Annotated in this window: 20 protein-coding genes and 1 other RNA gene; 11 read left to right on the top strand and 10 right to left on the bottom strand. The window is 39.3% G+C overall.

Annotation, left to right across the window (positions count from 1 at the left end; all coding sequences use genetic code 11):
• The first annotated feature begins 96 nt into the window (after positions 1-96).
• The 3 genes from V7K62_RS06935 to pstS all read left to right on the top strand — a co-directional run bounded on the left by V7K62_RS06935 (position 97) and on the right by pstS (position 3,829).
• Positions 97-837 (top strand): cytochrome c biogenesis protein CcdA, encoded by a 741-nt coding sequence (locus V7K62_RS06935; protein WP_334863007.1) that lies wholly within the window; start codon positions 97-99, stop codon positions 835-837.
• A gap of 30 nt (positions 838-867) precedes the next feature.
• Positions 868-2,265 (top strand): cytochrome c biogenesis protein, encoded by a 1,398-nt coding sequence (locus tag V7K62_RS06940; RefSeq protein WP_334863009.1) that lies wholly within the window; start codon positions 868-870, stop codon positions 2,263-2,265.
• Positions 2,266-2,749: 484 nt separating this feature from the next.
• Positions 2,750-3,829 carry a phosphate ABC transporter substrate-binding protein PstS gene (pstS, locus tag V7K62_RS06945; protein WP_334863011.1) on the top strand — a complete coding sequence of 360 codons (1,080 nt, stop codon included), beginning with the start codon at positions 2,750-2,752 and terminating at the stop codon, positions 3,827-3,829.
• Positions 3,830-3,856: 27 nt separating this feature from the next.
• Here the strand turns inward: pstS and queF are convergent, their stop codons facing one another.
• The 5 genes from queF to V7K62_RS06970 all read right to left on the bottom strand — a co-directional run bounded on the left by queF (position 3,857) and on the right by V7K62_RS06970 (position 5,761).
• Positions 3,857-4,267 (bottom strand): preQ(1) synthase, encoded by a 411-nt coding sequence (gene queF / locus V7K62_RS06950; RefSeq protein WP_334863013.1) that lies wholly within the window; start codon positions 4,265-4,267, stop codon positions 3,857-3,859.
• A 124-nt stretch (positions 4,268-4,391) separates the two neighbouring features.
• Complete coding sequence (locus V7K62_RS06955; RefSeq protein ID WP_334863015.1) at positions 4,392-4,793, bottom strand: hypothetical protein; 402 nt, start codon at positions 4,791-4,793, stop codon at positions 4,392-4,394.
• A gap of 158 nt (positions 4,794-4,951) precedes the next feature.
• Complete coding sequence (locus V7K62_RS06960; protein ID WP_334863017.1) at positions 4,952-5,335, bottom strand: phasin family protein; 384 nt, start codon at positions 5,333-5,335, stop codon at positions 4,952-4,954.
• 25 nt (positions 5,336-5,360) lie between these two features.
• Positions 5,361-5,457: signal recognition particle sRNA small type (ffs, locus tag V7K62_RS06965), an RNA gene on the bottom strand.
• Between the two features lie 37 nt (positions 5,458-5,494).
• Complete coding sequence (locus tag V7K62_RS06970; RefSeq protein ID WP_190896032.1) at positions 5,495-5,761, bottom strand: YciI family protein; 267 nt, start codon at positions 5,759-5,761, stop codon at positions 5,495-5,497.
• Between the two features lie 373 nt (positions 5,762-6,134).
• Here V7K62_RS06970 and V7K62_RS06975 point away from each other — a divergent pair, with 373 nt between their 5' ends.
• From V7K62_RS06975 to V7K62_RS06985, 3 genes are all read left to right on the top strand, one after another.
• The gene (locus tag V7K62_RS06975) at positions 6,135-6,686 is read left to right on the top strand and encodes a 2'-5' RNA ligase family protein (RefSeq protein WP_334863019.1); all 552 of its coding nucleotides are present in this window, start codon (positions 6,135-6,137) and stop codon (positions 6,684-6,686) included.
• Positions 6,687-7,367: 681 nt separating this feature from the next.
• Positions 7,368-7,748, top strand: a complete 381-nt coding sequence (locus V7K62_RS06980; RefSeq protein ID WP_334863021.1) for a hypothetical protein — start codon at positions 7,368-7,370, stop codon at positions 7,746-7,748.
• Positions 7,749-8,020: 272 nt separating this feature from the next.
• On the top strand, positions 8,021-8,851 hold the full coding sequence (locus tag V7K62_RS06985) for a peptidoglycan-binding domain-containing protein (RefSeq protein WP_334863023.1): 831 nt from the start codon (positions 8,021-8,023) through the stop codon (positions 8,849-8,851).
• Between the two features lie 189 nt (positions 8,852-9,040).
• On the opposite strand, the gene cobO is transcribed toward V7K62_RS06985, so the two are convergent.
• From cobO to V7K62_RS07000, 3 genes are all read right to left on the bottom strand, one after another.
• Positions 9,041-9,718, bottom strand: a complete 678-nt coding sequence (cobO, locus tag V7K62_RS06990; protein WP_334863025.1) for a cob(I)yrinic acid a,c-diamide adenosyltransferase — start codon at positions 9,716-9,718, stop codon at positions 9,041-9,043.
• A 327-nt stretch (positions 9,719-10,045) separates the two neighbouring features.
• Positions 10,046-10,501, bottom strand: coding sequence for a GFA family protein (locus tag V7K62_RS06995; RefSeq protein ID WP_334863027.1), 456 nt, complete (start codon positions 10,499-10,501; stop codon positions 10,046-10,048).
• Positions 10,502-10,639: 138 nt separating this feature from the next.
• On the bottom strand, positions 10,640-11,908 hold the full coding sequence (locus V7K62_RS07000) for a plasmid pRiA4b ORF-3 family protein (RefSeq protein ID WP_334863029.1): 1,269 nt from the start codon (positions 11,906-11,908) through the stop codon (positions 10,640-10,642).
• 194 nt (positions 11,909-12,102) lie between these two features.
• Here V7K62_RS07000 and V7K62_RS07005 point away from each other — a divergent pair, with 194 nt between their 5' ends.
• From V7K62_RS07005 to V7K62_RS07015, 3 genes are all read left to right on the top strand, one after another.
• Entirely contained in the window at positions 12,103-12,639 is a 537-nt protein-coding gene (locus V7K62_RS07005; protein ID WP_334863031.1) for a nucleotidyltransferase family protein, read from the top strand.
• A 176-nt stretch (positions 12,640-12,815) separates the two neighbouring features.
• Positions 12,816-18,263 (top strand): trifunctional serine/threonine-protein kinase/ATP-binding protein/sensor histidine kinase, encoded by a 5,448-nt coding sequence (locus V7K62_RS07010; RefSeq protein ID WP_334863033.1) that lies wholly within the window; start codon positions 12,816-12,818, stop codon positions 18,261-18,263.
• A gap of 462 nt (positions 18,264-18,725) precedes the next feature.
• Entirely contained in the window at positions 18,726-19,388 is a 663-nt protein-coding gene (locus V7K62_RS07015; RefSeq protein WP_334863035.1) for a nuclear transport factor 2 family protein, read from the top strand.
• 183 nt (positions 19,389-19,571) lie between these two features.
• Here V7K62_RS07015 and V7K62_RS07020 read toward each other — a convergent pair whose 3' ends face one another.
• A complete protein-coding gene (locus V7K62_RS07020; protein ID WP_334863037.1) occupies positions 19,572-20,015 on the bottom strand; it encodes a (2Fe-2S) ferredoxin domain-containing protein in 444 nt (147 codons plus the stop codon).
• Positions 20,016-20,305: 290 nt separating this feature from the next.
• Between V7K62_RS07020 and V7K62_RS07025 the strand changes: the two genes are divergently transcribed.
• Both V7K62_RS07025 and V7K62_RS07030 read left to right on the top strand, forming a co-directional pair.
• Entirely contained in the window at positions 20,306-20,698 is a 393-nt protein-coding gene (locus tag V7K62_RS07025; RefSeq protein ID WP_334863039.1) for a carboxymuconolactone decarboxylase family protein, read from the top strand.
• A gap of 54 nt (positions 20,699-20,752) precedes the next feature.
• Entirely contained in the window at positions 20,753-21,568 is an 816-nt protein-coding gene (locus V7K62_RS07030) for an alpha/beta fold hydrolase (protein WP_334863041.1), read from the top strand.
• A 143-nt stretch (positions 21,569-21,711) separates the two neighbouring features.
• On the opposite strand, the gene V7K62_RS07035 is transcribed toward V7K62_RS07030, so the two are convergent.
• Positions 21,712-23,277 (bottom strand): hydantoinase B/oxoprolinase family protein, encoded by a 1,566-nt coding sequence (locus tag V7K62_RS07035; RefSeq protein ID WP_334863042.1) that lies wholly within the window; start codon positions 23,275-23,277, stop codon positions 21,712-21,714.
• Positions 23,278-23,333 lie beyond the last annotated feature (56 nt).

A 23,333-nucleotide genomic window follows, 5' to 3' on the forward strand; every position in this document is an offset into this window, starting at 1 on the left:
ATGATATCAGCTTCGGATAATCACTTCTGCTGACTCAAAAGCCAAAAATAAGCTACAATTCAAGCAGAGTAAGCATTTCCCGCTCAGAGACTCCCCATGTTTGATAACCTGCAAACCCAAATTTACCAATTAGAACAATTTGCCAACAGCCTCGTTTCTAACCAACTGACACACCTTAGCGTGGCGAGTATTGGTATCATCTTTGCAGCTGGCTTGCTCACCAGTCTTACACCCTGTATGCTTTCGATGCTGCCAATTACCATTGGTTACATCGGCGGTTATGAAGCCAAAAGCCGCTTGCAAGCAGCTGCCCAATCAACTTGGTTTGCTTTAGGTTTAGCAACTACATTGGCAGGGCTAGGTATTTTAGCAGGTTTTATCGGAAAAGTCTACGGTCAAGTGGGAATTGGTTTGCCGATTATCGTCAGCATTATCGCCATTCTCATGGGTCTGAACTTATTAGAAGCACTACCTCTACAATTTCCATCCTTGGGTGAAACGAATTGGATTTCGCCAGATTTACCAGCAGGATTGCGTTCTTATTTGCTGGGGCTGACTTTCGGCTTAGTGGCATCCCCTTGTAGCACGCCTGTTTTAGCTAGCTTACTAGGTTGGATTGCCAATACACAAGACTTAATTTTAGGCGCTGTTTTGCTACTTTCTTATACAGCCGGTTATGTAGCACCGTTGATTTTGGCAGGTACTTTTACAGCTTCAATTAAAAAAATACTGGAATTGCGTCGCTGGTCTGGCTGGATTAACCCAGTTAGTGGGGCGCTGTTGGTAGGATTTGGTGTGTTTTCTTTAATTTCTCGGATTCCTCTCGGTAGTTTTTAATATCAATATCTTTGTTATATTTTACACCTAATGACTTTAGAAGATTCCGCGTCCAAAGAATTAAAATGGTGGGCGATACCTGGGCAGTTCTTACGCCAAGAGCTTTTGCCTGTACTGACCAACTTACGACTAGCGATCGCACTACTGCTATTGATTGCAATCTTTAGCTCCACCGGTACTGTAATTGAGCAAGGTCAGTCACCCGCATTTTACCAAGCCAACTACCCAGAACATCCAGCTTTATTTGGTTTCCTAACTTGGAAAGTAATTCAAGTAGTTGGGTTAGACCACGTATATCGTACCTGGTGGTTTCTGGCATTACTCATCTTATTTGGTACTAGCTTAACTGCTTGTTCATTTACCCGTCAGTTACCAGCCTTAAAAGCTGCCCAGCGCTGGAAATATTACGAAGAACCACGGCAATTTCAAAAATTAGCTTTAAGTGCAGAACTAGATACTGGTTCCCTGAATTCTCTCAACCAAATATTACAGAAACACCGCTATAAAATTTTTCAAGATCAAGAAAAAGAAAATCTCCTTTACGCCCGCAAGGGAATAGTCGGACGCATCGGGCCAATTATCGTTCATATTGGCATCGTCGCTATTTTACTAGGGGGAATTTGGGGAGCGATGACTGGGTTTCTCGCTCAGGAAATGGTTGCCAGTGGCGATACATTTCAAGTGACAAATATTGTCGATGCTGGCCCTTTAGCTGCCAAAATTCCGAAAGATTGGTCTGTGCGAGTCAATCGTTTTTGGATTGACTATACACCATCTGGCGGCATTGATCAATTTTATTCGGATATGTCTGTCTTGAATAATCAAGGACAGGAAGTTGACCACAAGAAGATTTTTGTCAACGAGCCTCTACGCTATCATGGCATCACTTTCTATCAAACTGATTGGGGAATTGCAGGTGTTCGCGTCCAATTTAACAACAGCCCGATTTTTCAGTTACCGATGGCGCAATTAAACACCAACGGTAACGGACGGATTTGGGGAACGTGGGTGCCAACTAAACCCGATTTGAGTGAGGGTGTCTCCCTGTTAGCTAAAGACTTACAAGGGATGGTATTAATTTATGATGCCACTGGTAAACTCGTTGATACAGTCCGCGCTGGGATGTTCACCGAAGTGAATGGCGTGAAGCTGAAAATTTTGGATGTGATTGGCAGTACTGGCTTACAAATTAAAGCCGATCCAGGCATACCAATTGTTTACACAGGGTTTGGCTTACTCATGCTGGGTGTAGTGATGAGTTACTTTTCTCACTCGCAAATATGGGCATTGCAAAAAGGCGATCGCTTGTATGTGGGTGGCAAAACTAATCGCGCCCAAGTTGCTTTTGAACAAGAGGTTTTAGAGATTTTAGATCGGCTGAGTTCACAGCCAAAAGGTGAGGATAAAGAGGCAGCGATTGAAGTTTAAATGCTCCAAGGGCGCAAAGGATTACTTTGCGTTCCTTTGCATTTCAAAGTTATTTACAATAATTATATGATGTCCGCCAAATCACCCATCATAAGCAGTTTCTAGTGGGGATTTCAGTCCCCAAAACCAGGACTAAAGTCCTGACTACGAAAGAACATTTTTTATTCAGCTTGATTAACCGGACATGATATTACATCTACATAGCTATAGGACTAGTATTTGATTTTTGAAATGCAGGTAGTAGACCCTCTAGGCTAAAATAGTGCATTAGACGTAGGTTGGGTGGAGCGAAGCGCAACCCAACTGATTATCAGGATGTTGGGTTACGCCAAGCCTCCACCCAACAAAGCAATTTTTTTGCAACATTAAAGCCATGACAGTTCACTACAAGGCTACCGAGATTTTTTCAGAAATCAAATATGATTCCTATATAAATTTGAGAGTTACCAGAGGTATTTATTAAAAATTGGAACAAAAGATTTCTATGTCTGCTCAACTTCAATTTAAGGGACGCGTTTACCTTCTACCCTTAATCGCTGTTTTATTAAATATCGCTTCTTGCAGCGCCAATAATCGAAACATCAAACATATTTCCCTTGTAGGTGCCGGAGCAAGTTTTCCTGCACCTTTGTATGAGCGCTGGCTTTCAGATTATAACCAGCAAAATCCTGATGTCCAAATTAACTATCAAGCTATAGGGAGCAGTGCTGGAGTGCAACAGCTTATCGATGGTACTGTAGACTTTGCAGCTAGTGATGTGGGAATTACAAATGAACAAGCAGCCAAGATAAAACGGGGAGTCATCGCTTTACCTCTAACTGCCGGTTCTATTGTACTGGCTTATAACCTCACACAAGTTGCACAGCAGTCGCCTCAAGTCAATGTGCCAACTGCTCTCAGGCTACCACGCCAAGTTTACGTAGATATCTTTCTCGGAAAAATTACGAATTGGAATCATCCTAGAATAGCCGCAGCTAATCCAGGAGTAAGTTTACCCGATTTACCGATTCAGGTTGTACACCGAACTGATGGTAGTGGAACTACAAGCGTGTTGACGCAACACTTAAGTACCATAAGTCCAGAATGGAAAAGCAAAGTTGGGGCTGGTAAATCTGTAGCATGGCGAGTGGGAATTGGTGGAAAAGGTAACGAAGGTGTTACCGCTCTGATTCAACAAATACCAGGAGCCATTGGCTATGTAGAATACATTTACGCCAAACAAAATGAACTTCCTGTGGCTGCTTTAGAAAATAAATCTGGTAACTATATTACGCCGACACCAGAATCTGTAGCTAAAACTTTAGAAGCAGTGAAATTACCCGACAATAACTTAATTGCTTTTATTACCGATCCTACCAATGCCCAATCTTATCCTATCGTCACTTACAGCTGGCTTTTAACTTATCACCAATATCCCAACCGAGTCAAAGCTCAAGCGCTGAAAAACTTTGTTGATTGGGCTGTGATTGACGGGCAAAAATCCAGTTTGGAACTTGGATATATTCCTTTGTCTAAAAAAGTTGTGCTGCAAGTGCAATCTGCGGCAAAGAAGATTGCCGATTAATCCCATCAGCGCTCATCAGTGATGATATTACTTTTGGTGACGCACTTCAACCACGGTATGTACGTTCCCACGAGGCGTAAAATCTGCTTTCACGGTGACTTCTAACGGGTCACAAGCAGCCACAAAATCATCTAAAATTTGATTGGCAGATTCTTCGTGGGAAATATAGCGATCGCGATAACTATTAATATAAAGTTTGAGTGCCTTCAATTCTACTACCCGCTCATCAGGCACATAGCTAATATAAATTGTCGCAAAGTCAGGATAACCGGAAAATGGACATTTACAAGTAAATTCCGGCAAAGTAATGTTAATGTCATATCGCCTGCCCACACGCGGATTCGGAAAGGTAATTAGTTTACCTTCGGCAATGTCGCGTTCGCCATACTTCATCTCTTGGCTTGCCTGGGATACACTTTCAGGTGAGGAATTACTCATAAGTTCTTAAATATGATTATTTTCTAGTTTGGGCAAAGGAGAAGATCGGCAGACTAATAAATCATAAATCCTTACTCAGGACGGGCTAAACCCTAGCTATCCGCTAACATGACTCAGAACTTTCTCAATACTGTTCCTTCTCCCAATCTGGACAATTCTCATCTTCACAACCGTGGGGATGCATGGCACAAACTAACAAATTACCACTATAAACTTGACCGTGGTAGTGAGTACAACCGATACAGGCAGGATTTTTTTCGGCTGTGGGTTCAACTGAATAAGGAAAACCCGGATCTACATCTGCTACAATGTCTTCCAGTTCCCAGTAAGCTTCTAACATTGGTTCAGCCAAATCCTGTAGATACTGATCGACTTCTGTGACAATATTATTGTGTACTTGCTCGGTGACTTCTTCCGTTAGCTCAAAGAATGCGTCTATCACTTCACTCATTCCCAGGAAGAAACGCTCTACTTCATCTGCTACTGTTTCAACGATTTCTACTAAATCTTTTTGCCACTGTTCCATAAACTTGACACCTTTGCAGGCTATAAACAGGACGCTTTGTGTTATCTGGCTTGAACCACTAAAATACACACTAGGCAATGTATCTTATCAAGTTTTTATCCGAACTTGATGTCAAAATGCCACTTATTACTGATATTTCGATCAAATAATGCTTTTTATTAATCGCGTTGCAATCGTTTTAACTCGTCTTGCAGGTTTAAGACTTCTTGGCGTAATTTATCTACATTCTCATCATTTGATACCTCTTTCACCGTTGGCTCTTCATCTTCCTCTAAAATTTCAATGCGGCGAGGTTCAGAAGACGGTGGTTTCTCAGAGGTTTCACCAGATGGTTGGGCCTGTTGGGCTTGCTTCATCATATCTTCAACGAAGCGGCGGGCTTCTTCTGTACTCATTTCGCCCTTTGCAACCATTTCATCTGCCAGTTTTTGGACTTGCGATCGCACTTGGGCTAATTTTCCCCCTGCTTTCTCACCTGCGTAAGAAGCTAATCCAACTCCGAGGTAAAAAGCTTTTTGAACAATATCTCCAAAACCAGGCATTGTTGCTGAACGCTCCTAAAAATAGGGCGACCCGGAGACTACGCCTACCACAAGCCTCCCGTGTTGCTGCTACCTTCCGGTTCTGACAAGATTTGGGTGTTGCGATCGCATAGATCCAGGTCTTTCAAAAGCATAACATTAAAATTCAGTAAGTGTGTGTTATTCCATAACAATTCGCCATTCATAAAGCTGATAGTTGACGCAGCCGTTTTGCACCAAGGGGTCATCAGCGACAATTGCTTCTGCTTCAGCTTTTGAGGCTGCCTCAAATAGCAACATCCCGCCTCTTTGCTCTGCCCAATACCCTGTTCGCGCTTTGTGTCCTTTAGCAATCAAATCTTGAATGTAGGCTTTGTGGGCGGGTACATATTGGTCAAAGGTAGGTTTATCGACTTTGCCTTCTTCAATTTTTACAAACCACGGCATAACCTTCTTAACTCCCGTTACAACAGACATCTTGCTTAAATTACTACTATTTTGAGTAGCATTTGAGTAGCAATATACACTAACTACAGAAGCTTACTGAATATTTAACTAAAACAGCAGAAGCGACGCATCTGTGACTATTAGATATCTAGGTGCGATCGCAAATCATCCAGTGGAGATGTTGAAGCGCCAGTAAAATTAGCATCCTCAGCCATAGAAACAACATCGTCATCGGACAGAATAATTTGATCGCTCATTTAGTTTTCTCTTTCGATAAACAACATAGCGGATCAAGCGCCAACTCGATCCGCCTTCCCTAAGTTTTCCCATTGACCACCAATTACTAAGGAATAAAAATGATTAATATAGATAGATGAGCCGTTTTTTTGTCGCCCTTTTACCACCGCAAGACATTCAAGACTACGCCAACCAGATTAAACAGTACTTTAGCGATCGCTATGCTAGTAGCGGGGCGCTAAAGTCTCCGCCTCATATTACCCTGCAACCGCCTTTTGAATGGGCAGATGCTAACTTGCCACTGCTAGAAGCATCTTTGAAGGAGTTTGCAAGTGGCCAGCAGTCAGTAGCAATTACACTCAGGGGGTTTGATGCCTTTGTGCCTCGTGTTGTATACATTAATGTAGCCAGAAGTCAAGAACTTTTAACTTTGCAAGCTGATTTAATGGCTTATACAGAAAGCAACTTGGGAATTGTTGACAAGGTTTCTAATACCCGCTCTTTTGCCCCCCATATAACGGTTGCGTTTCGGGATTTAACAAAGCAAAACTTTAAAACTGCTTGGCCAGAATTTGAAAAGCGTCAGTTACATTTTGAGTTTACTGCTGATAAATTAACCCTGCTGCTTCACGACGGTAAGCGCTGGAATATTAAATCGGAGTTTGATTTTTTGGCTACTGAGCAATGAATAACGTCTAAGAGGATGTTTGAAAAGTCCTTAGTGATGTATCAAATACTCTTAGATCCCCCTAAATCCCCCGATAAATTGGGGGACTTTGATTCCGTTTCCCCCCTTTTTAAGGGGGGCTAGGGGGAGCGATAAGTGCCTAATATCACAGCCGACCACTTTTCAAACAACCTCTAAGAAGATGTTTGAAAAGTCCTCTTCTTGGTAGCAAATACTTTGAGATCCCCCTAAATCCCCCTTAAAGAAGGGGGACTTTGAGAGAGGTTGCCCCCCTTTTTTAAGGGGAGCCAGCGCGGTCTTCTCCCAAGGGGAGACGCTAAAAGCGATGGGGTTTCCCCCATGAGCGACTGGCGTGGGTTAGGGGGGATCTAGAAGTGCCTAAAATCACAGCCAACCACTTTTCAAACATCCTCTAAGCTGTATGGTTGTTTGAAAAGTCCTCTTCTTGGTAGCAAATACTTTGAGATCCCCCTAAATCCCCCGATAAATTGGGGGACTTTGAGAGAGGTTGCCCCCCTTTTTTAAGGGGGGTTAGGGGGGATAAAAGTGCCTAAAATCACAGCCAACCACTTTTCAAACATCCTCTAAGCTGTATGGTTGGGATCGTGAAAGAAGAAGTAACAATAACTAGCGATCGCAGTTTCCTTAGTGTTTCTGCAATTTTTGACCGAGGGAAATTTTATGAAGTATAGTGCTGATGATATTGTCGTAAATAAATGGGCAGAATCGAAGCAAACACCAGACGGAAAATGTAAGCACATCTGGGATATTCTTCTTAAAGAAATGATTCTTGAAACGATTAACATAAAAGATATTTATAAAGACTTATCCCACGAAAGTTTTGATGTTTTGCTAAAGATAAAACAAGGTAAGCATCTTACAGTTTTTGTAACGTTTAATATGGATACAAATCCTTACATTCACGATCCGATTATTTTTACTATATTCAAAATGTTTGAAGATATTGAGCGATTGTTGGGAAAGATTGATAGTATCCAAGGACAAAAAATAGAAGATAGATGGAGTCCTTATAAACTAAGTAAAAAAACTGAAGGTAGTTAGTTTAGATATAAATATTAGTATCTGGCGTAGACATCGCAATTTTCTTTTACAAATGTGGCAAAATAGCAAAGAGCGATCGCACAAGTACGGAGAGCCGCTTCCAAGCTGGTGTAAAGTAAACATTACGTAGTATGATCATCAATAGTTGAAAAAGAGCGATCGCTCTTGCCCTTTCTTTTTCACGGTGTGTAGTCGCCTACGCCAAACGTCTCAAAGAGTTGCAGCTTGTCGTCACACATCGCTTAACTTTTGGAACGCATTACAAACAAGAAATGTTAGATTTATTTATTTCTACTTACTTAATTTTTGTAAAACAAGATACATTAAATGGTAGTTTAGTCGCAAAGGAACCAAAAAGTATGGCCGTTAGTAGCCCTGAAGTCATCCGTCATATATTGATTGGGCTGGGATATTTAGCTCCTGAGATTGATCCTAAGCCGGATCTCACTAAATTTGCTCCCTGGAAGCGGAATAACAACTCATTGACAGATGATCCTACTGAAGAAGCGATTAAAAAATTTCAGAAACAGTATTCACAAAAACTTGTGGTTAATGGTAACGCTGATTCTGAGACTCGAACTGTCATCGAAGATACAGTCAAAGGACTTCAGAATAGATTGAAGTTTCACGGTTTTGCTAGCAATGCCGAAATTCCTCAAGACTTGCCTTTTTATGGGCCAGCTACTTATACAGCAGTCAAGAAATTTCAGAAATCTCAGGGTTTAACTGAAAATGGTATTGCTACTATTGAACAGCGTCAAATTCTACAACAATCTAGTTTAACAGATAAGCCACAGCCACAGCCACAGTCACAACTCAAGCTGAGAGATTTGTGCTTGCAATTCAAAAAAAATCCTCAAAATCCTTCTTACATTGCAGCATTAAATAACTTACAACAAAATTTACCCAAGGACGTTTTACACAAGGTTACTAACAAATGGAGGGGAACAAATGATCAAAATCCTGAGATTGTCAAGCTGACGAATCTGTTTACTTATTATGATGACAACAATGCAAACCATCGTGATGCACTAAATCACTTACAAAGTCAGATTACCCCAGCCATCTCTCAAGCATTTTTAAGTCTGTGGAATAAGAAGTAAACAAATGGGACGTATATAACCTTTCTCGTTTGTATGCAATACACTTTAACCTCTCTCCTAAAAAGAGAGAGGCTTTGAATTTTACTCCCCAACGCTAGTAGGATACTGTTGACATACGAGAATTAAAAACCAGGTTTCTGATCTCTGCTGAGTCGGAAACCTGGTTTTTTAATAATTCTGAATTCTGATTTAATATTCAATTCCCGGTTGCGCTTTCACACCTTGATCGCGGAAAGGGTGCTTAACTAGGGTCATTTCGGTTACTAAGTCAGCACGTTCAATTAAAGCAGGTGGTGCGCCTCTACCTGTGAGAATAACGTGTTTGTTAGCGGGTTTTTCTGCTAAACCGGCTAAAACGTCTTCTACTGGTAAGTAAGCCATTTTGAGGGCGATATTGATTTCGTCTAACAATACCAGATGAAAATCTGGGTTGCGGATGTATTCTAATGATTTTTCCCAGGCGGCGCTAGCTTTGTCAAGATCGCGATCGCGGTCTTGAGTTTCCCAGGTAAAGCCTTCGCCCATTGCGTGAAATTCTATCTGGTCTTCCCAATAGCTGAAAACCCTTTTTTCGGAAGGTTCCCAGCTACCTTTGATGAATTGGATGATCGCTACTTTATACCCATGACCGAGCGATCGCAACACCATCCCCAAAGCCGCAGTGGTTTTACCCTTACCGTTACCAGTATTTACAATAATTAACCCTTTTTCTGGTACAGCTTCTGCTATGCGCTTGTCTTGCACTTCTTTGCGTCGCTGCATCTTTTTGCGGTACTGTTCATCAGTCAGAGATGAAGACATTACCTCATCAATCAAGCGCCCAATTTCTTGGTCTGGGTTCAATTCTTGCGGTGTATCGTTTTTCATCAAGCTTGTCTAGAAATAACTGTTAAAAGTGTTGAGAATGAACCAAAATCGCCTTACTTATCTAATTTCACTTAAATTACTTGATTAGAAATGCCCAGTAAGTTTTCATGTGAAATATTATTTATTAATGATTTGCAGATAAGTGGAAATATATATGATACACAAATTTAACTTATAATTTCAGTTTACTGTTACTGTTTTAAATAATTTAATATGTTCATTAAAGCACTTTACCAGTAAAATTTTATTATTATATCTTTTGGTACAGTCATTAGTTAGATGCTTTAAGTGTCAGGAGTATGATGTCTGATATCAGGAGTTATGCATTTATGAATGTTGTTGCTTCCATTTTTCCCATAAAGGCTGCGTATCTTCTGGTTGCCCGTCATAGTTAAGTAATTGATCTGAAATTATCACCCATGACTGGGCACTGCGTGTCCAAATGTTACCCACTGGGCGTAACCAACTTGTATCATCTAAGGTTCCAGCTTTGACATTGATAGTATCTGGTTTATAAGTCCGTTCATGGAACAATCGCGTTCCGCAGTCGCCACAGAACAGGTTATTTACTTCACGTCCGCTATCATTTTTCCGAGTCCAAGCTTTCGGTTTTCCTTGAACAATTGCAACAGCATCTCGTAATACTGTGAGAGACATTCCAAAAGCACTAGACGATTGTTTTTGACACTCCTTGCAGTGACATAGGTAAAGGGTTAACGGTTGGGCATGAATTTCATAACGAATCTGTCCACATTGACAACCTCCAGTATATGGAAGACTCACAGCTTTTACCTCCTGATAATTTGTGTTGCTTTATTGTAACTAAAACTATCTCAATCGGAAAGCGGGTTTTAATAGATACAAACAGAAGATATGTGGACACGAGGAAATTTTCATTCTCTGCACTTACCTAAATCCCCCTCATTCTTCATCTTCATCTGATTCATCATCCTCAACCCAATACTGTTGAGGTGCATTTTCGTGAACTTCTAAAACTTTTGCTTTTTTGATTTTGTTATCAGGTGGATTAATTGCTTCTAACTGCACATCAAATTTCCAGTTGTCACCAAAATCATAAAGATAGGTAATTTTAGCACCTGGTTCGAGAGACAAATCACCAATCTGCACTTGGTCTGCAAATGGGGGTGTTTCCATGTAGGGATGACCGATTTTTATTATGCGACCAAAACGGTCTTTATAACTAAATTCGTACAGGTGATCGTAATCAAAGTCAAAAGTATCGAGAATTGTCTCTGCTAGCCAGCTTAATGGTTTTTTTGCTGGGATGGCAATGCGTCGCCAAGCCTTAGAAATAGACACTTTAAAAATATAAATACCATCGGTGAAGCCTTGTTTTTGAACAACTAAATTATGCTCCCATTCTGGAAAAAATCCTTGTAAATGTGATTGTAATTTTCCAAAATTCACATTTACATCATCCTGTAATTCTCCTCGTATACCCAATGGAAAAAGTAATTGCAACAGAGCATCACCAAAGGGTAAGCGTTGTAAACTAGTAATGCGCCATCCCTTGCCTTCTTCTGGTTTTCCATGTTTGATAGATAACAATCCAAATAACTCTAACAGGGCAACATTATGCAGTCCAGGGTAATAACTAATATCGTGTTGGTATTCATACTTAGGAAATTTTAAACCTTTATCTGGGACGCGAGTCCAGAGTTGAATACATCTAAATAAATTACCGAATGAATCTTGATGTTCACCCAAAATTTCGTTATTTCCCCAAATTAACCAAGCTTCTAATAAGTTGAAATAACGTTCTGTTGAGTTCAGAGTTGACCATGATTGCAAAGTTGCGGCGTCTAAAACTAAAACCTGCTTTTTTCCTTGCGATCTAATTTGGGCTATTCCAGAACTGCGTAATAACAGATATAGTCCATTAATATAGGGGTATGATTTTTGTACGGGGCGTTTGAGTTTAGTTTCAATCGGGTGACTTAACTGAGAATTAAGTTCGGATAGGACTTTTAGCGGTAGAAGGTTATTAACACTACTAACTTCCACTCCATTTGGTTGCAAGAAATCTATCAGGGTTTGAAAGTCATGTAGAATCGTACCGGGTTGATTTTCATCAATACTGAGTTCTTGTAAGAGTTGTTGTTGTGACTCTGTTAGGGAAGGCAGTTCAGGATTGAGTGTGCGTTCTAGTCGCGCAAATAAATCTTCCATAAATAAAAATTCTAAATTCTAAATTCACAATTTAACCTTCTGTCTAACCTGTTTTATTTATACTATAACTACAGAAGTTCTCCTGATAAACATTGACCTGCAAAGTGTCATAACAGGACTATCAATACCGTAAGTTTAATGAAATGTGAATGATAATATTTTCACCTTCTACTTGACAATCCCAGGAATTTGATATGAATAGTAACACTCGCCTACAGATGATTTTAGCTGATACACGTATTAATACAGTATTACCTGCGATCGCACAACTAAATCTACCTAACTGGTGGTTAGCCGGGGGTGCAGTCCGAAACACCGTTTGGTATTCAATTTTTGGCGATAAGTGTGGGTTAGATATCAAAGACTTTGATATTGCATTCTTTGATATAGAGGGGAACCGTTCCCAAGAACAAGCAGCAAAGACGACTCTCACAGAAGAATTTTCTCATGACGATTTTGATGTCAAAAATCAAGCCAGTTTTGCTCGTTGGCGTCTTGGTAGCAGACCTTATACTAGTACAGAGGATGCCATCACAGATTGGCTGCACACCGCTACCGCTGTCGGAGTTCGACTAGATGCACAAAGACAATGGCAATTTTTCACACCCTACGGGTTGGATGACTTATTTGGTGGCATTATTCGACCTACGCCAACGCATACTCATAATTTAGAGGCCCATAATAAGGCATCAGGGTTTTTACAAAAGTGTCCTTATCTGCGGTTGGCGTAAAAATTACAGTCCGGTTGTAGCTACTAGTTTCCGTTGCAAGGCTTTTTAATTTACAACCCTTGGGTACGGAATCCCAATGTTAATAATTTTCTCCCGCTGGGAATAATTAAACTAGAACCCCTTTCATGACAAGACAGGGGGTGATGCTAATGTTGTAACTTTATAGTCAAAAATCAATGCCAAATCGTACTGGATACCAAATCAACTCGACTCTCCACGAAGGAATCCAAACAATTATTTATCAAACACAAACGCCAAAAACGCAACAGCGAGTTATCCTCAAGCTGCTTAAAAACGAATATCCGACTCTCGAAGCCTTTACTCGGATTAAAAATGAGTATCAAATTCAGCAAGGTTTAGACCATCCCAATATAGTTAAAGCTATCAGTCTAGAAACCTTTGAAAATCGTGTGGGACTATTGTTAGAAGACTTCGGTGGTAAGTCTTTATCTCAACTGCTACAAATAGAAAAACTTGACTTAATTAACCATTTAAAGATTGCTATTCAACTGGCTAAAGCTTTAGATTATTTGCATAATAATCAGATTATTCATAAAGATATCAAACCTAGTAACATCATCATTAACTCCCAGACAGGTATTGTTAAACTCACTGATTTTGGTATAGCCTCCCGCCTCAATAAAGAAAATCCCCAATTTAATAATCCTAACTGCGTTGAAGGCACACTAGCCTATATGTCTCCTGAACAAACTGGGAGAATGAATCGCATTCTTGATTATCGCACTGACTTTTATTCTCTTGGTGTGACTTTATATGAAATGCTCACTGATAAAACACCATTTTTTAGCCAAGATCCCCTAGAAGTAGTTTATAGTCACATTGCTGTCCAACCGATAAACCCGCAATCATTAAATTCACAAATTCCTACCGCCGTCTCTGAAATTGTGATGAAGCTGATGGCAAAAAATGCGGAAGACAGATATCAAAGTGCCACAGGATTATTAGCAGATTTAGAATTATGTCTTAACCAGTTAGAAAGTAAGGGAATAATTACTGATTTTGTTCCAGGTCGTTTAGATATCTTGAGCCAGTTATTAATACCTCAAAAATTATATGGTCGTGAAGAACAAGTTAATGAACTGTTAGCTGCATTTGAGCGCGTTGCTAACCCCCCTGAATCCCACGGATTCAGGGGGGTAGAAATGATGCTAGTTTCTGGTTATTCTGGTATTGGCAAATCAGTTCTAGTTAACGAAGTTAATAAACCCATTACTCGCAGACAAGGATACTTTATTTCTGGTAAGTTTGATCAGTTAAAGCGAAATATACCTTATGTTTCTTTAATTCAAGCTTTTGCTTATCTGATGCGGTATTTGCTGACCGAGAATAATGAAAAAATAGAAGTATGGCGTAATAAAATATTATCAGCTTTAGGAACAAATGGAAAAGTTATAACTGACGTTATTCCAGAAGTAGAATTAATCATCGGTACACAGCCGGAAGTTGCCCAAATTGGAGCAACAGAATCACAAAATCGCTTCAATCATGTTTTTAAAGAATTTATCCAAGTTTTTACTCAAAAAGAACACCCCTTAGTCATCTTTTTAGATGATTTACAATGGGCAGATTCAGCCACATTGAATTTAATCCAACTGCTGATAACTGACACCGATAGCAAATATTTTTTATTGATTGGGGCATATAGAGATAATGAAGTTAGTCCGGCACATCCTTTAATCCAAAAAATAGAAGAAATTAAGAATAGTGGCACGGTTGTTAATAATCTTATATTGCAACCTTTAAAGTTAGAAAATGTAACTCAGCTAGTTGCCGAAACTCTCCAAGAAACAGAGGTTAACCAGGATGAAGAAATCGGAGTCTTTAACAAGGAAATTATTAAACTAGCTGAGTTAATTTGTAATAAAACAGGTGGCAACCCATTTTTTATAACACAACTAATTCAGGCACTTCATCAAGAAAATCTCTTAAAATTTGACTTTAGTAATGCTAAATGGCAATGGAGTTTAGAGGAGATTCAAGCAATTGGAATTACCGATAAAAATGTAGTTGAGTTAGTTGCCAGCCGAGTTGAGAAACTACCAAAGTTCACCCAAGATGTTTTAAAACTAGCAGCTTGTATAGGTGACAGATTTAGTCTGGATGTTTTATCAATAGTCAATGAAAAATCACCTTCTTTGACGGCAAATGATTTACACTCGGCTTTGCAAGCGGGATTAATTCTACCTTTAAGTGAAGCTTATCGCATTCCTTTAGTTTTTAATCAAGAAGAAGCGGTTAATTTAAATTTCGATAGTTCACGGGTGGGTTACAAGTTCTTGCATGACAGAGTACAACAAGCAGCATATTCCTTAATTCCAGAAGAACTGAAGAAATCTACTCATCTGAAAATTGGGCAATTGCTTCTTCAAAACATACCTAAAGAGGAAATAGAAGCTAATATTTTTGATATTGTCAATCAGTTGAATGTAGGTATTGTTAACCTTACAGAGCAATCTGAAAAAACTGAATTGGCACGATTAAATTTAATTGCAGGGCGAAAAGCTAAAGCTTCTACAGCTTACGAAGCTGCTCTTAAATACTTCACAAATGGGATAGAACTTTTAAATATAGACGCTTGGCAAACTGAATATACCTTAACCATCGGTTTATATGAAGGAGCCGCAGAGGTAGCCTATCTGAGTGGTGATTTTGAGCAGATGCAACAATGGGCTGAAGTGGTGCAGCAACAAGCAAAAACCCTTTTAGATAAAGTGAAAGTCTATGAAGTACAAATTATCGCTTCTATCATTCAAAGTAAACAACTGGAAGCCATTCAGATAGCAGTATCAATTCTGCAATTGTTAGGAATAAGTTTTCCAGATGAGCCGACATCAACTGATATTCAGCAGGGGATGGATGAAATCGCTGCTTCTTTGAAGAGGAAAGCGATCGCAGATTTGATTAACTTACCATTAATGACTGATCTTAACAAGATTGCAGCTATGCGAATCTTAATGGGAGTTCTCCCTGCGGCTTTCCAAACTGCTCCTGCAATGATGCCAATTATTGTCTGCAAAATGGTCAATTTGTCCTTAAGGTATGGGAATACTGCTGTATCTGCCTATGGTTATAGTCTTTATGGATTACTTCTTTGTGGAGTTCAAGGAGAAATTGATTCTGGCTATAAATTTGGGAAATTAGCTTCTAGTTTGGTGTCACAATTTAATTCTGAAGAACTCAAGGCTAAGATTTTGACGGTTGTTAGTGCCCATGTTATGCATTGGAAAGAGCATGTTAGGGAGACATTAACATCATCAATGGCAGGGTATTCTAGTGGTCTGGAAACTGGAGATTTAGAATATGCTGGTTATTGTGGTTACATTTATCCCTATCATTCATTTTGGATGGGTAAGGAACTTTGGGTTCTAGAAAAAGAACTGATAGCTTATTGTGATTCTCTGAAAAAAATCAAGCAACAAGTAGCTTTAACTTGGAACTTAGTATATTTACAAACAGTTTTGAACTTGAAAGGAAATTTTGAAAATGTAGACTATTTAATTGGAGAAGCTTATGACGAGCAAAGTATGCTACCAATTCACCAGCAAGTAAATGACCTTTACACAATTAACCATCTATTTGTCAATAAGCTCATGCTCTCTTACATATTTGGGGAGTATTTTAAAGCTGTAGAAAATGCTGCGATCGCAGAAAAATCTTTAGGTGGTGTTACAGGGTTGTTTGTTGTTCCAGTGTTTTATTTCTACGATTCTTTAGCTCACTTGGCAATATATCATACTGCTAAAGTGTCTGAGAAGCAAGCTATTCTAGAAAAAGTCCAAGCTAATCAGCAAAAGATGGAACTCTGGGCTATTCATGCTCCCACGAATCACTTACATAGATTTTATCTCGTGGAGGCAGAACGGTATCAGGTTTTGGGTCAAAAGCTAGAAGCAATGGACTATTATGAAAACTCTATTGCCAAATCTCAAGCAAACGGTTTTCTCCAAGAAGAAGCTTTAGCTTATGAGTTAGCTGGAAAATTTTATCAATCTTTAGGTAAAGAATTAATTCATCAAACTTATATAACTAAAGCCTATTATGCCTATATTCGTTGGGGTGCGATCGCTAAAGTTAGACACTTAGAATCAAAGTATGTTTTTCTAGTAGGACAAACTACTACTATAGAAAACACTAGTTCAAAAATTGATACAACTCATTTTACCACTAACACTACTACCAATAGCAGCTTGAGCGATTTTCTAGATTTTAATGCATTCATCAAGTTTTCACAAGCGATTACCAATGAAATTGTTTTAGAAAATTTATTGGTCAAGCTGATCCAAATTTTACTAGAAAATGCTGCCGCACAAAAAGCAGCACTACTGCTACTTAAAGATAATCACCTATATATTGAAGCTTCTGGAAATGCTACTGACGATGTGGTGAAAGTTTTAGGCGCTATTCCTGTTGAAACATATCAGGATTTACCGCTTTCTGTAATTAATTACGTATTCCGAACTCAGCAATATCTTGTATTAAATGATGCGATAACTACAGAACCTTTTAACCTTGATATTTGTATTCAGAAATCTCAAACAAAATCAATCTTTTGTTTGCCAATTATGTATCAATCACAGCTTACTGGTATTATTTATTTAGAAAACCAGTTATCATCAGGAGCTTTTGTTTCAGAAAGGGTAGAGGTCTTAAAAGTCTTAGTTTCTCAAATGGCGATTGCCATAGAAAATGCCAGATTGTACACAAGGGCGCAAGACAAATCTAGGGAATTAGAGCAATCGATAAAAGATTTACAAGAGGCGCAACTACAACTTATCCAAAGTGAAAAAATGTCTTATCTAGGAAATTTAGTTGCAGGTGTAGCACACGAAATAAACAACCCTATTGGTTTTATTACAGGTAGTATCGCCCAAGCAAAAGATATTGTTAAAGATTTAATAGACTATCTACAATTGTACCGAGAAAAATTCCCCAATCCTGGCGCTGAAATTGAAGAAAAAGCCGAAGAAATAGATATAGATTTTCTGCTAAAAGATTTGCCAAAAATGATTGATGGTATGACAGTAGGGACACAGCGCATTCGTAATATTAGTACCTCTCTTCGTACTTTTTCCCGCGCTGATACTACCTCAAAAGTGTCAGCGAATATCCATGAAGGCATTGATAGTACTTTAATGATTTTACAGCATCGTCTGAAAGCCAATCATAATCGTCCAGCAATTAAAATAATTAAAGATTATGCAGAGATTCCATCAGTAAAATGCTATTTGGGACAATTAAATCAGGTGTTTATGAATATTATTGCTAATGCAATTGATGCTTTAGAAGAAGCAAACAGCGGTCGTGATTTTTTAGAAATTCAAGAAATGTATCCGAATATTATTACTATTCAAACTAATTTGCAAGTAGATAATGAAAATGTGGTAATTAAGATTCAAGATAATGCGAAAGGAATGACAGAAGAAATTAGAAACTGCATTTTTGAGAATTTATTTACTACAAAATGCGTCGGAAAAGGTACAGGATTAGGATTGTCTATTAGTCGGCAAATTATAGTAGAAAATCATGGAGGAAATTTGATTTGTGAATCAGTCTTGGGACAAGGAACACAATTTATAATTTCTATTCCCATTTTGGGAGAATAAGGGACTTTTGATAGTTGTAGCCGCAGATTCTTTTTGTTCCTCAACTTTCGGCATGGGTGCGGACGGTTTGCAGTATTCTTAGTTAAATTGGTTTATATCTGCATTGGCAATTTTGATAAAGTGAATTTTCGATAAATTTACTGTTCCTTAAGGGTGACAGTTGCGTAAGTCCTGTATGTAAGTGGTGACTTTATTACTTAATCAAATCAACACAAACTTAGTCACAATTAGCACTTGTAACTTATCAATTAACTGTTATAACTAATTGTATACATCGAATCTTGTATGTACTAGCTTTATCATTTACTAGAAAAACGATTTTCTAGCAGATATAAAACGCAATTGCTAGCGAAATCTGCAAGCATTTTAGCCAGGTTTTCTGAGCTAAAATTATTAGCTAAAACTTTAGTTTTTGGTAAAGTACAAGATGCGAAAATCGTAAATAATTAAGGGAGTCATCTTGTGGAAAAAAGAAGAGAAAATGGGGGAATAGTTTCAAAGGCTATTTCGTTTCTGTTAAATCGTATAACTTTGATTGTGCTTGCAGTGACTCTTGTGCTGTTTGTTGGAGGTAAGTTTGAACTAGCAAGTGCAACTCAACCTAACGCAGAATTTGAGATTCAAAAATTAACATCCTGTTACGCCCTGGGAACTGACGCCATTGGTAGAGGAAATCTCCTAGAAGGAAAGAATATTTATCGGGATTGTTTTACTCAAGATGCAGTTCTCACTGCCATTTTTCCTGATGGGGCAACTCAAACAAGTTATGGGACAGATTCTTGGGCAGATTTTGTCTATTCAGTATTTCAAGGAAATAGTTATACAGCTACTCAACACTTGATGGGTACAATAAATATTTCAGTTCAAAATAATCAAGCAACGATGACTTCTTACCTCCATGCGACTCACAAACGCTCGGAAACCAGCATTGATGTCGCTAATGGCACTTATGAAGATCAAGTCGTTAACAGAAATGGGCGCTGGAAAATTCGTAATCGTACCCTTAAACTCATCGATTTCTTGAATCTCAGTTCCCCAACTACTGCTTCTTCAAGCACTAATGCCCGAAGCGCTAATTCCTCAGCTACCTTTATCAGACCAAATATACCTCGTTTAAAAGAATAATTGTTTAGATTGGAATAACACTAATACGGGTTGGATAAGTATTCTTTACCTCCCTTATGACCTGAAAAAAGGGGTGAATATTTTATATTCACCCCTTTTTTATTTGCCACTTGAGCAAAATATAGTGCCAGGTAAAATACAGTTTTGCATTCAATAATTTTAAGCTTTAGCAAACCTTTACAGTCAGCCTTTATTCTGTTTGATGTATGAATAAAGAAGTTCGCGATCGCTCTGAGGATTTACAATTAAGCATGGACTATTCCCGTGACTTCCATTACTTACAAGAACGACAGTAATACCCATCCGGGGACAAACTCCTAAACAACTGGTGCTAATAACCCGAAATTCACCCCATAATCCCTCAAATTTCAAACTAGATTTTAACCAATTCTCTAAGTCTTCGGAAGCTGTTGAGCTTCTGCTAGTTCGATGAGAGCTATTTGACTGCTCGTTTGCACATTGTGAACACACAAGCACCAAACCAGACTCCCATCGGGGAGAAATAGTTGGAATAGAAGTTTCTAATGGGCGAGAATTTATTAGGGGCGATGGTTCCTGAGAATTGGATGCAAACCCCTTGAGGATACGTTTGAGCAATCTCTTAATACGCTGGATCAGTTTTTTCATGGACGATCCTACTTATCTGTCTGAATAGGATAGTGTAAATTTCCTGTTTAATCTGTTCTATTAGAACGCCTAAAAAATGCTAGTTTATGGCAAGTCGTTTGTAGACTGTCGTGGCGTTGCAGGTTCGCAAACCCTTTTTTTAATCCCCCACTAAGGTATACACAGAGCCTTTAGACGAGAACAAGGTAAAAGTTTCAGCATCAAAGACTCAAGTTACTATCTTTCAATTGCAACTCAGTATTACAATCTAGGGGTTCCCACTCGCTGGGGAAACTATATGGAATCAAAACATGACTAAGCTGATCGAATACGAAGAAGCCAGCGACGAAGTACGTGCAGTGTATGACGACATCCGCGTTACACGTCAGAATGACTACATCAATAACTTTTGGAAAGCTATAGCCAACCATCCCCCCACCCTGCAACGAACGTGGCAAGCGGTAAAAGAAGTGATGGTTAGCCCCGGTGAGATTGATCCACTCATGCGCGAACTGATTTATATCGCTGTGAGTGCGACGAATGGCTGTGAGTACTGCATCGCCTCGCACACAGCGGCGGCACGTGCCAAGGGTATGAATGATACTATATTCGGGGAACTAATGGCGATCGCAGCCACTGCCAATATGACCAATCGCCTCGCCAACGGCTATCAAATACCGGTGGACGAGAAATTTAAGACGTAGCAGTATAGCCTTGTCTATCCCTGCTTAAAATAAGGTTTAGCAGAATTATTTACTATGCCCAAGGTTCAGATTAACGGGATTGATTTGTTCTACGACATTAAGGGAACGGGTGAGCCTTTGCTATTAATCGCTGGCTTCCTTTGCGATCATACTTATTGGTCGCTGATCATGCCATCGCTAGTTTCGCAGTATCAAGTCATTCGCTTGGATAACCGAGGTATGGGGAGAAGTTCTGCTCCCGAAAGTCCCTATAGTTTGAAGCAGATGGCTAGTGACGTTGCAGCATTGCTCGATCGCATCGGAATTAATCAGGTGCATCTAGCAGGTCATTCAATGGGTAGTCAGATAGCCCAAGAGCTAGTTTTAGCACGCCCTGAAAAGGTAAAAAGTCTGATGCTACTTTCATCTTTGGCAAAGGGTGATGCATTATTCAACAGCATCATCGAAACTTGGGGCGACCTCCACAGCAATGTAGACCTAAAACTTTATGAAAAAGTCGTATTGCCCTGGATATTTACAGATGAATTCTACTCGATTCCTGGAATGATCGAAGGTCTGATTGAATTTGCCATCAGATATCCTTTCCCGCCAGCAACTCATTCACTCTATAATCACAGCCAAGCTATCCTTAGCAGTGACTCAACAGACCGCCTTCAACAAATTCATTGTCCTACTTTAGTTTTGGTTGGTAAACAAGATATTCTCACCCCGCTAAAGTTTTCCCAGCAACTTGCTCAAGGTATTCCCAATGCTGAACTTGTAGTCATTGACCGTGGTGGTCATGGCTTCTTGATTGAGTCGCCTGATGTTGTGGTTTCAGCTATGCTGAATTTTCTGGGGAAGTTGAAGCCAGCTTATAGCAATTTTTGATTTTAGATTTTTGATTTTAGATTTCGGTGAAGCTGCGTGGTGAATTCAGTGTTGGAAAAATTTTGGAAAATGGTATTAGGGACTTCCAACAAATAAATTATCCAAATAAGAAGTAGTTAAGTATTTTTTTATTTGGAAGTCCCTTAAGAGAATTTACCAAAACCACCGCCGCCAGGAGTTTCTATCACAAAAACATCTCCAGTTTTCATCTCTACTGTTGCTGTACTGTCTAAATTTTCTTCAATTCCATTCTGACGTTGTATCCAGTTGCGTCCTACTTTTCCGGCTTCCCCACCATTTAATCCAAAGGGAGGAACCAGCCGATGACCAGAGAGAATATTAGCTGTCATCGGTTCTAGAAATCGAATGCGGCGGACAACTCCATTACCACCCGAATATTTCCCTTTGCCACCACTATCAGGACGAAGACTAAAGCTTTCTAAAAGTACAGGATAACGGGTTTCTAAAACTTCTGGATCGGTCAAGCGGGAGTTAGTCATGTGAGAATGAACACCATCAGTGCCATCAAAATCAATTCCTGCCCCAGAGCCGCCGCAGATAGTTTCATAATATTGATATTGCTCATTACCAAAAGTAAAATTATTCATCGTTCCTTGAGAAGCAGCCATGACACCCAAAGCACCATATAAAGCATCAACAATAGTTTGAGAAGTTTCTACATTACCCGCGACTACTGCGGCTGGATAGGTTGGGTTGAGCATACAGCCAACCGGGATAATAATTTTTAGAGGATTAAGACACCCGGCATTGAGAGGAATATTATCATCAACTAAAGTACGAAAGACATATAAGACTGCTGCTTGAGTTACAGCTTTAGGAGCATTGAAATTACTATTTAGTTGTAGAGAAGTCCCAGTAAAATCAATGGTAGCACTGCGGTTTTCTAGGTGAATCGTCACTTTAACTTGAATTTGTGCCCCATCATCCATTTTATAAGTAAATGAGCCATCCTTGAGAACTGCGATCGCACGTCTAACAGACTCCTCAGCATTAGCTTGCACAAATGTCATATAAGCTTGAACAGTATCAAACCCGTATTGTGAAACCATTTTAGAAAGTTCTTGAACTCCCCGTTCATTTGCGGCAATTTGGGCTTTTAAATCGGCTATGTTTTGGTCAGGGTTGCGAGTAGGATAAGTATGATTTGAGAGATGCTGTCTGACTGCGGTTTCTCGAAAGTTGCCCTCTTCAACCAAGAGAAAATTATCAAAGAGAATTCCTTCTTCTTCTACTGTGGTGCTGTGAGGAGGCATTGAACCGGGAGTAATTCCCCCAATATCGGCTTGGTGTCCACGAGAAGCAACAAAAAATCGGGGCATTGGGCATGGATTATTTTCACTACTTTCCAAAAAAACAGGGGTAATTGCAGTGACATCAGGAAGGTGGGTTCCGCCATTATAGGGGTTATTAGATAGATAGACATTTCCTCGTTTTAGGGTGTCGCCTTTGTCATTAATTAAACTGCGGACACTTTCACTCATTGAGCCTAAATGCACAGGAATATGGGGAGCATTAGCAACTAATAACCCTGATGATTCAAAAATAGCGCAGGAGAAATCTAGCCTTTCTTTGATATTTACTGATGTAGCCGTGTTTTGTAACACAATTCCCATTTCTTCGGCGATAAATTGATAGAGATTTTTGAATATTTCTAAGCGGATGGGATCAGGTTGAGATGTTGTGTACATTTTTGACTTCTATTTTGTTTATCAGAGGTAACTGATATTGATTATCCTGCAAATAT

Origin of the sequence: Nostoc sp. (assembly GCF_036917935.1) — a bacterium.
In the GTDB taxonomy this organism is placed as follows: Bacteria; Cyanobacteriota; Cyanobacteriia; order Cyanobacteriales; family Nostocaceae; genus Nostoc.

Excerpts from the sequence above, each read along its gene's own strand:
- V7K62_RS06935 (WP_334863007.1), top strand. The coding sequence starts at position 97 with ATGTTTGATAACCTGCAAACCCAAATTTACCAATTAGAACAATTTGCC.
- V7K62_RS06940 (WP_334863009.1), top strand. The coding sequence starts at position 868 with ATGACTTTAGAAGATTCCGCGTCCAAAGAATTAAAATGGTGGGCGATA.
- pstS (WP_334863011.1), top strand. The coding sequence starts at position 2,750 with ATGTCTGCTCAACTTCAATTTAAGGGACGCGTTTACCTTCTACCCTTA.
- queF (WP_334863013.1), bottom strand. The coding sequence starts at position 4,267 with ATGAGTAATTCCTCACCTGAAAGTGTATCCCAGGCAAGCCAAGAGATG.
- V7K62_RS06955 (WP_334863015.1), bottom strand. The coding sequence starts at position 4,793 with ATGGAACAGTGGCAAAAAGATTTAGTAGAAATCGTTGAAACAGTAGCA.
- V7K62_RS06960 (WP_334863017.1), bottom strand. The coding sequence starts at position 5,335 with ATGCCTGGTTTTGGAGATATTGTTCAAAAAGCTTTTTACCTCGGAGTT.
- V7K62_RS06970 (WP_190896032.1), bottom strand. The coding sequence starts at position 5,761 with ATGCCGTGGTTTGTAAAAATTGAAGAAGGCAAAGTCGATAAACCTACC.
- V7K62_RS06975 (WP_334863019.1), top strand. The coding sequence starts at position 6,135 with ATGAGCCGTTTTTTTGTCGCCCTTTTACCACCGCAAGACATTCAAGAC.
- V7K62_RS06980 (WP_334863021.1), top strand. The coding sequence starts at position 7,368 with ATGAAGTATAGTGCTGATGATATTGTCGTAAATAAATGGGCAGAATCG.
- V7K62_RS06985 (WP_334863023.1), top strand. The coding sequence starts at position 8,021 with ATGTTAGATTTATTTATTTCTACTTACTTAATTTTTGTAAAACAAGAT.
- cobO (WP_334863025.1), bottom strand. The coding sequence starts at position 9,718 with ATGAAAAACGATACACCGCAAGAATTGAACCCAGACCAAGAAATTGGG.
- V7K62_RS07000 (WP_334863029.1), bottom strand. The coding sequence starts at position 11,908 with ATGGAAGATTTATTTGCGCGACTAGAACGCACACTCAATCCTGAACTG.
- V7K62_RS07005 (WP_334863031.1), top strand. The coding sequence starts at position 12,103 with ATGAATAGTAACACTCGCCTACAGATGATTTTAGCTGATACACGTATT.
- V7K62_RS07010 (WP_334863033.1), top strand. The coding sequence starts at position 12,816 with ATGCCAAATCGTACTGGATACCAAATCAACTCGACTCTCCACGAAGGA.
- V7K62_RS07020 (WP_334863037.1), bottom strand. The coding sequence starts at position 20,015 with ATGAAAAAACTGATCCAGCGTATTAAGAGATTGCTCAAACGTATCCTC.
- V7K62_RS07025 (WP_334863039.1), top strand. The coding sequence starts at position 20,306 with ATGACTAAGCTGATCGAATACGAAGAAGCCAGCGACGAAGTACGTGCA.
- V7K62_RS07030 (WP_334863041.1), top strand. The coding sequence starts at position 20,753 with ATGCCCAAGGTTCAGATTAACGGGATTGATTTGTTCTACGACATTAAG.
- V7K62_RS07035 (WP_334863042.1), bottom strand. The coding sequence starts at position 23,277 with ATGTACACAACATCTCAACCTGATCCCATCCGCTTAGAAATATTCAAA.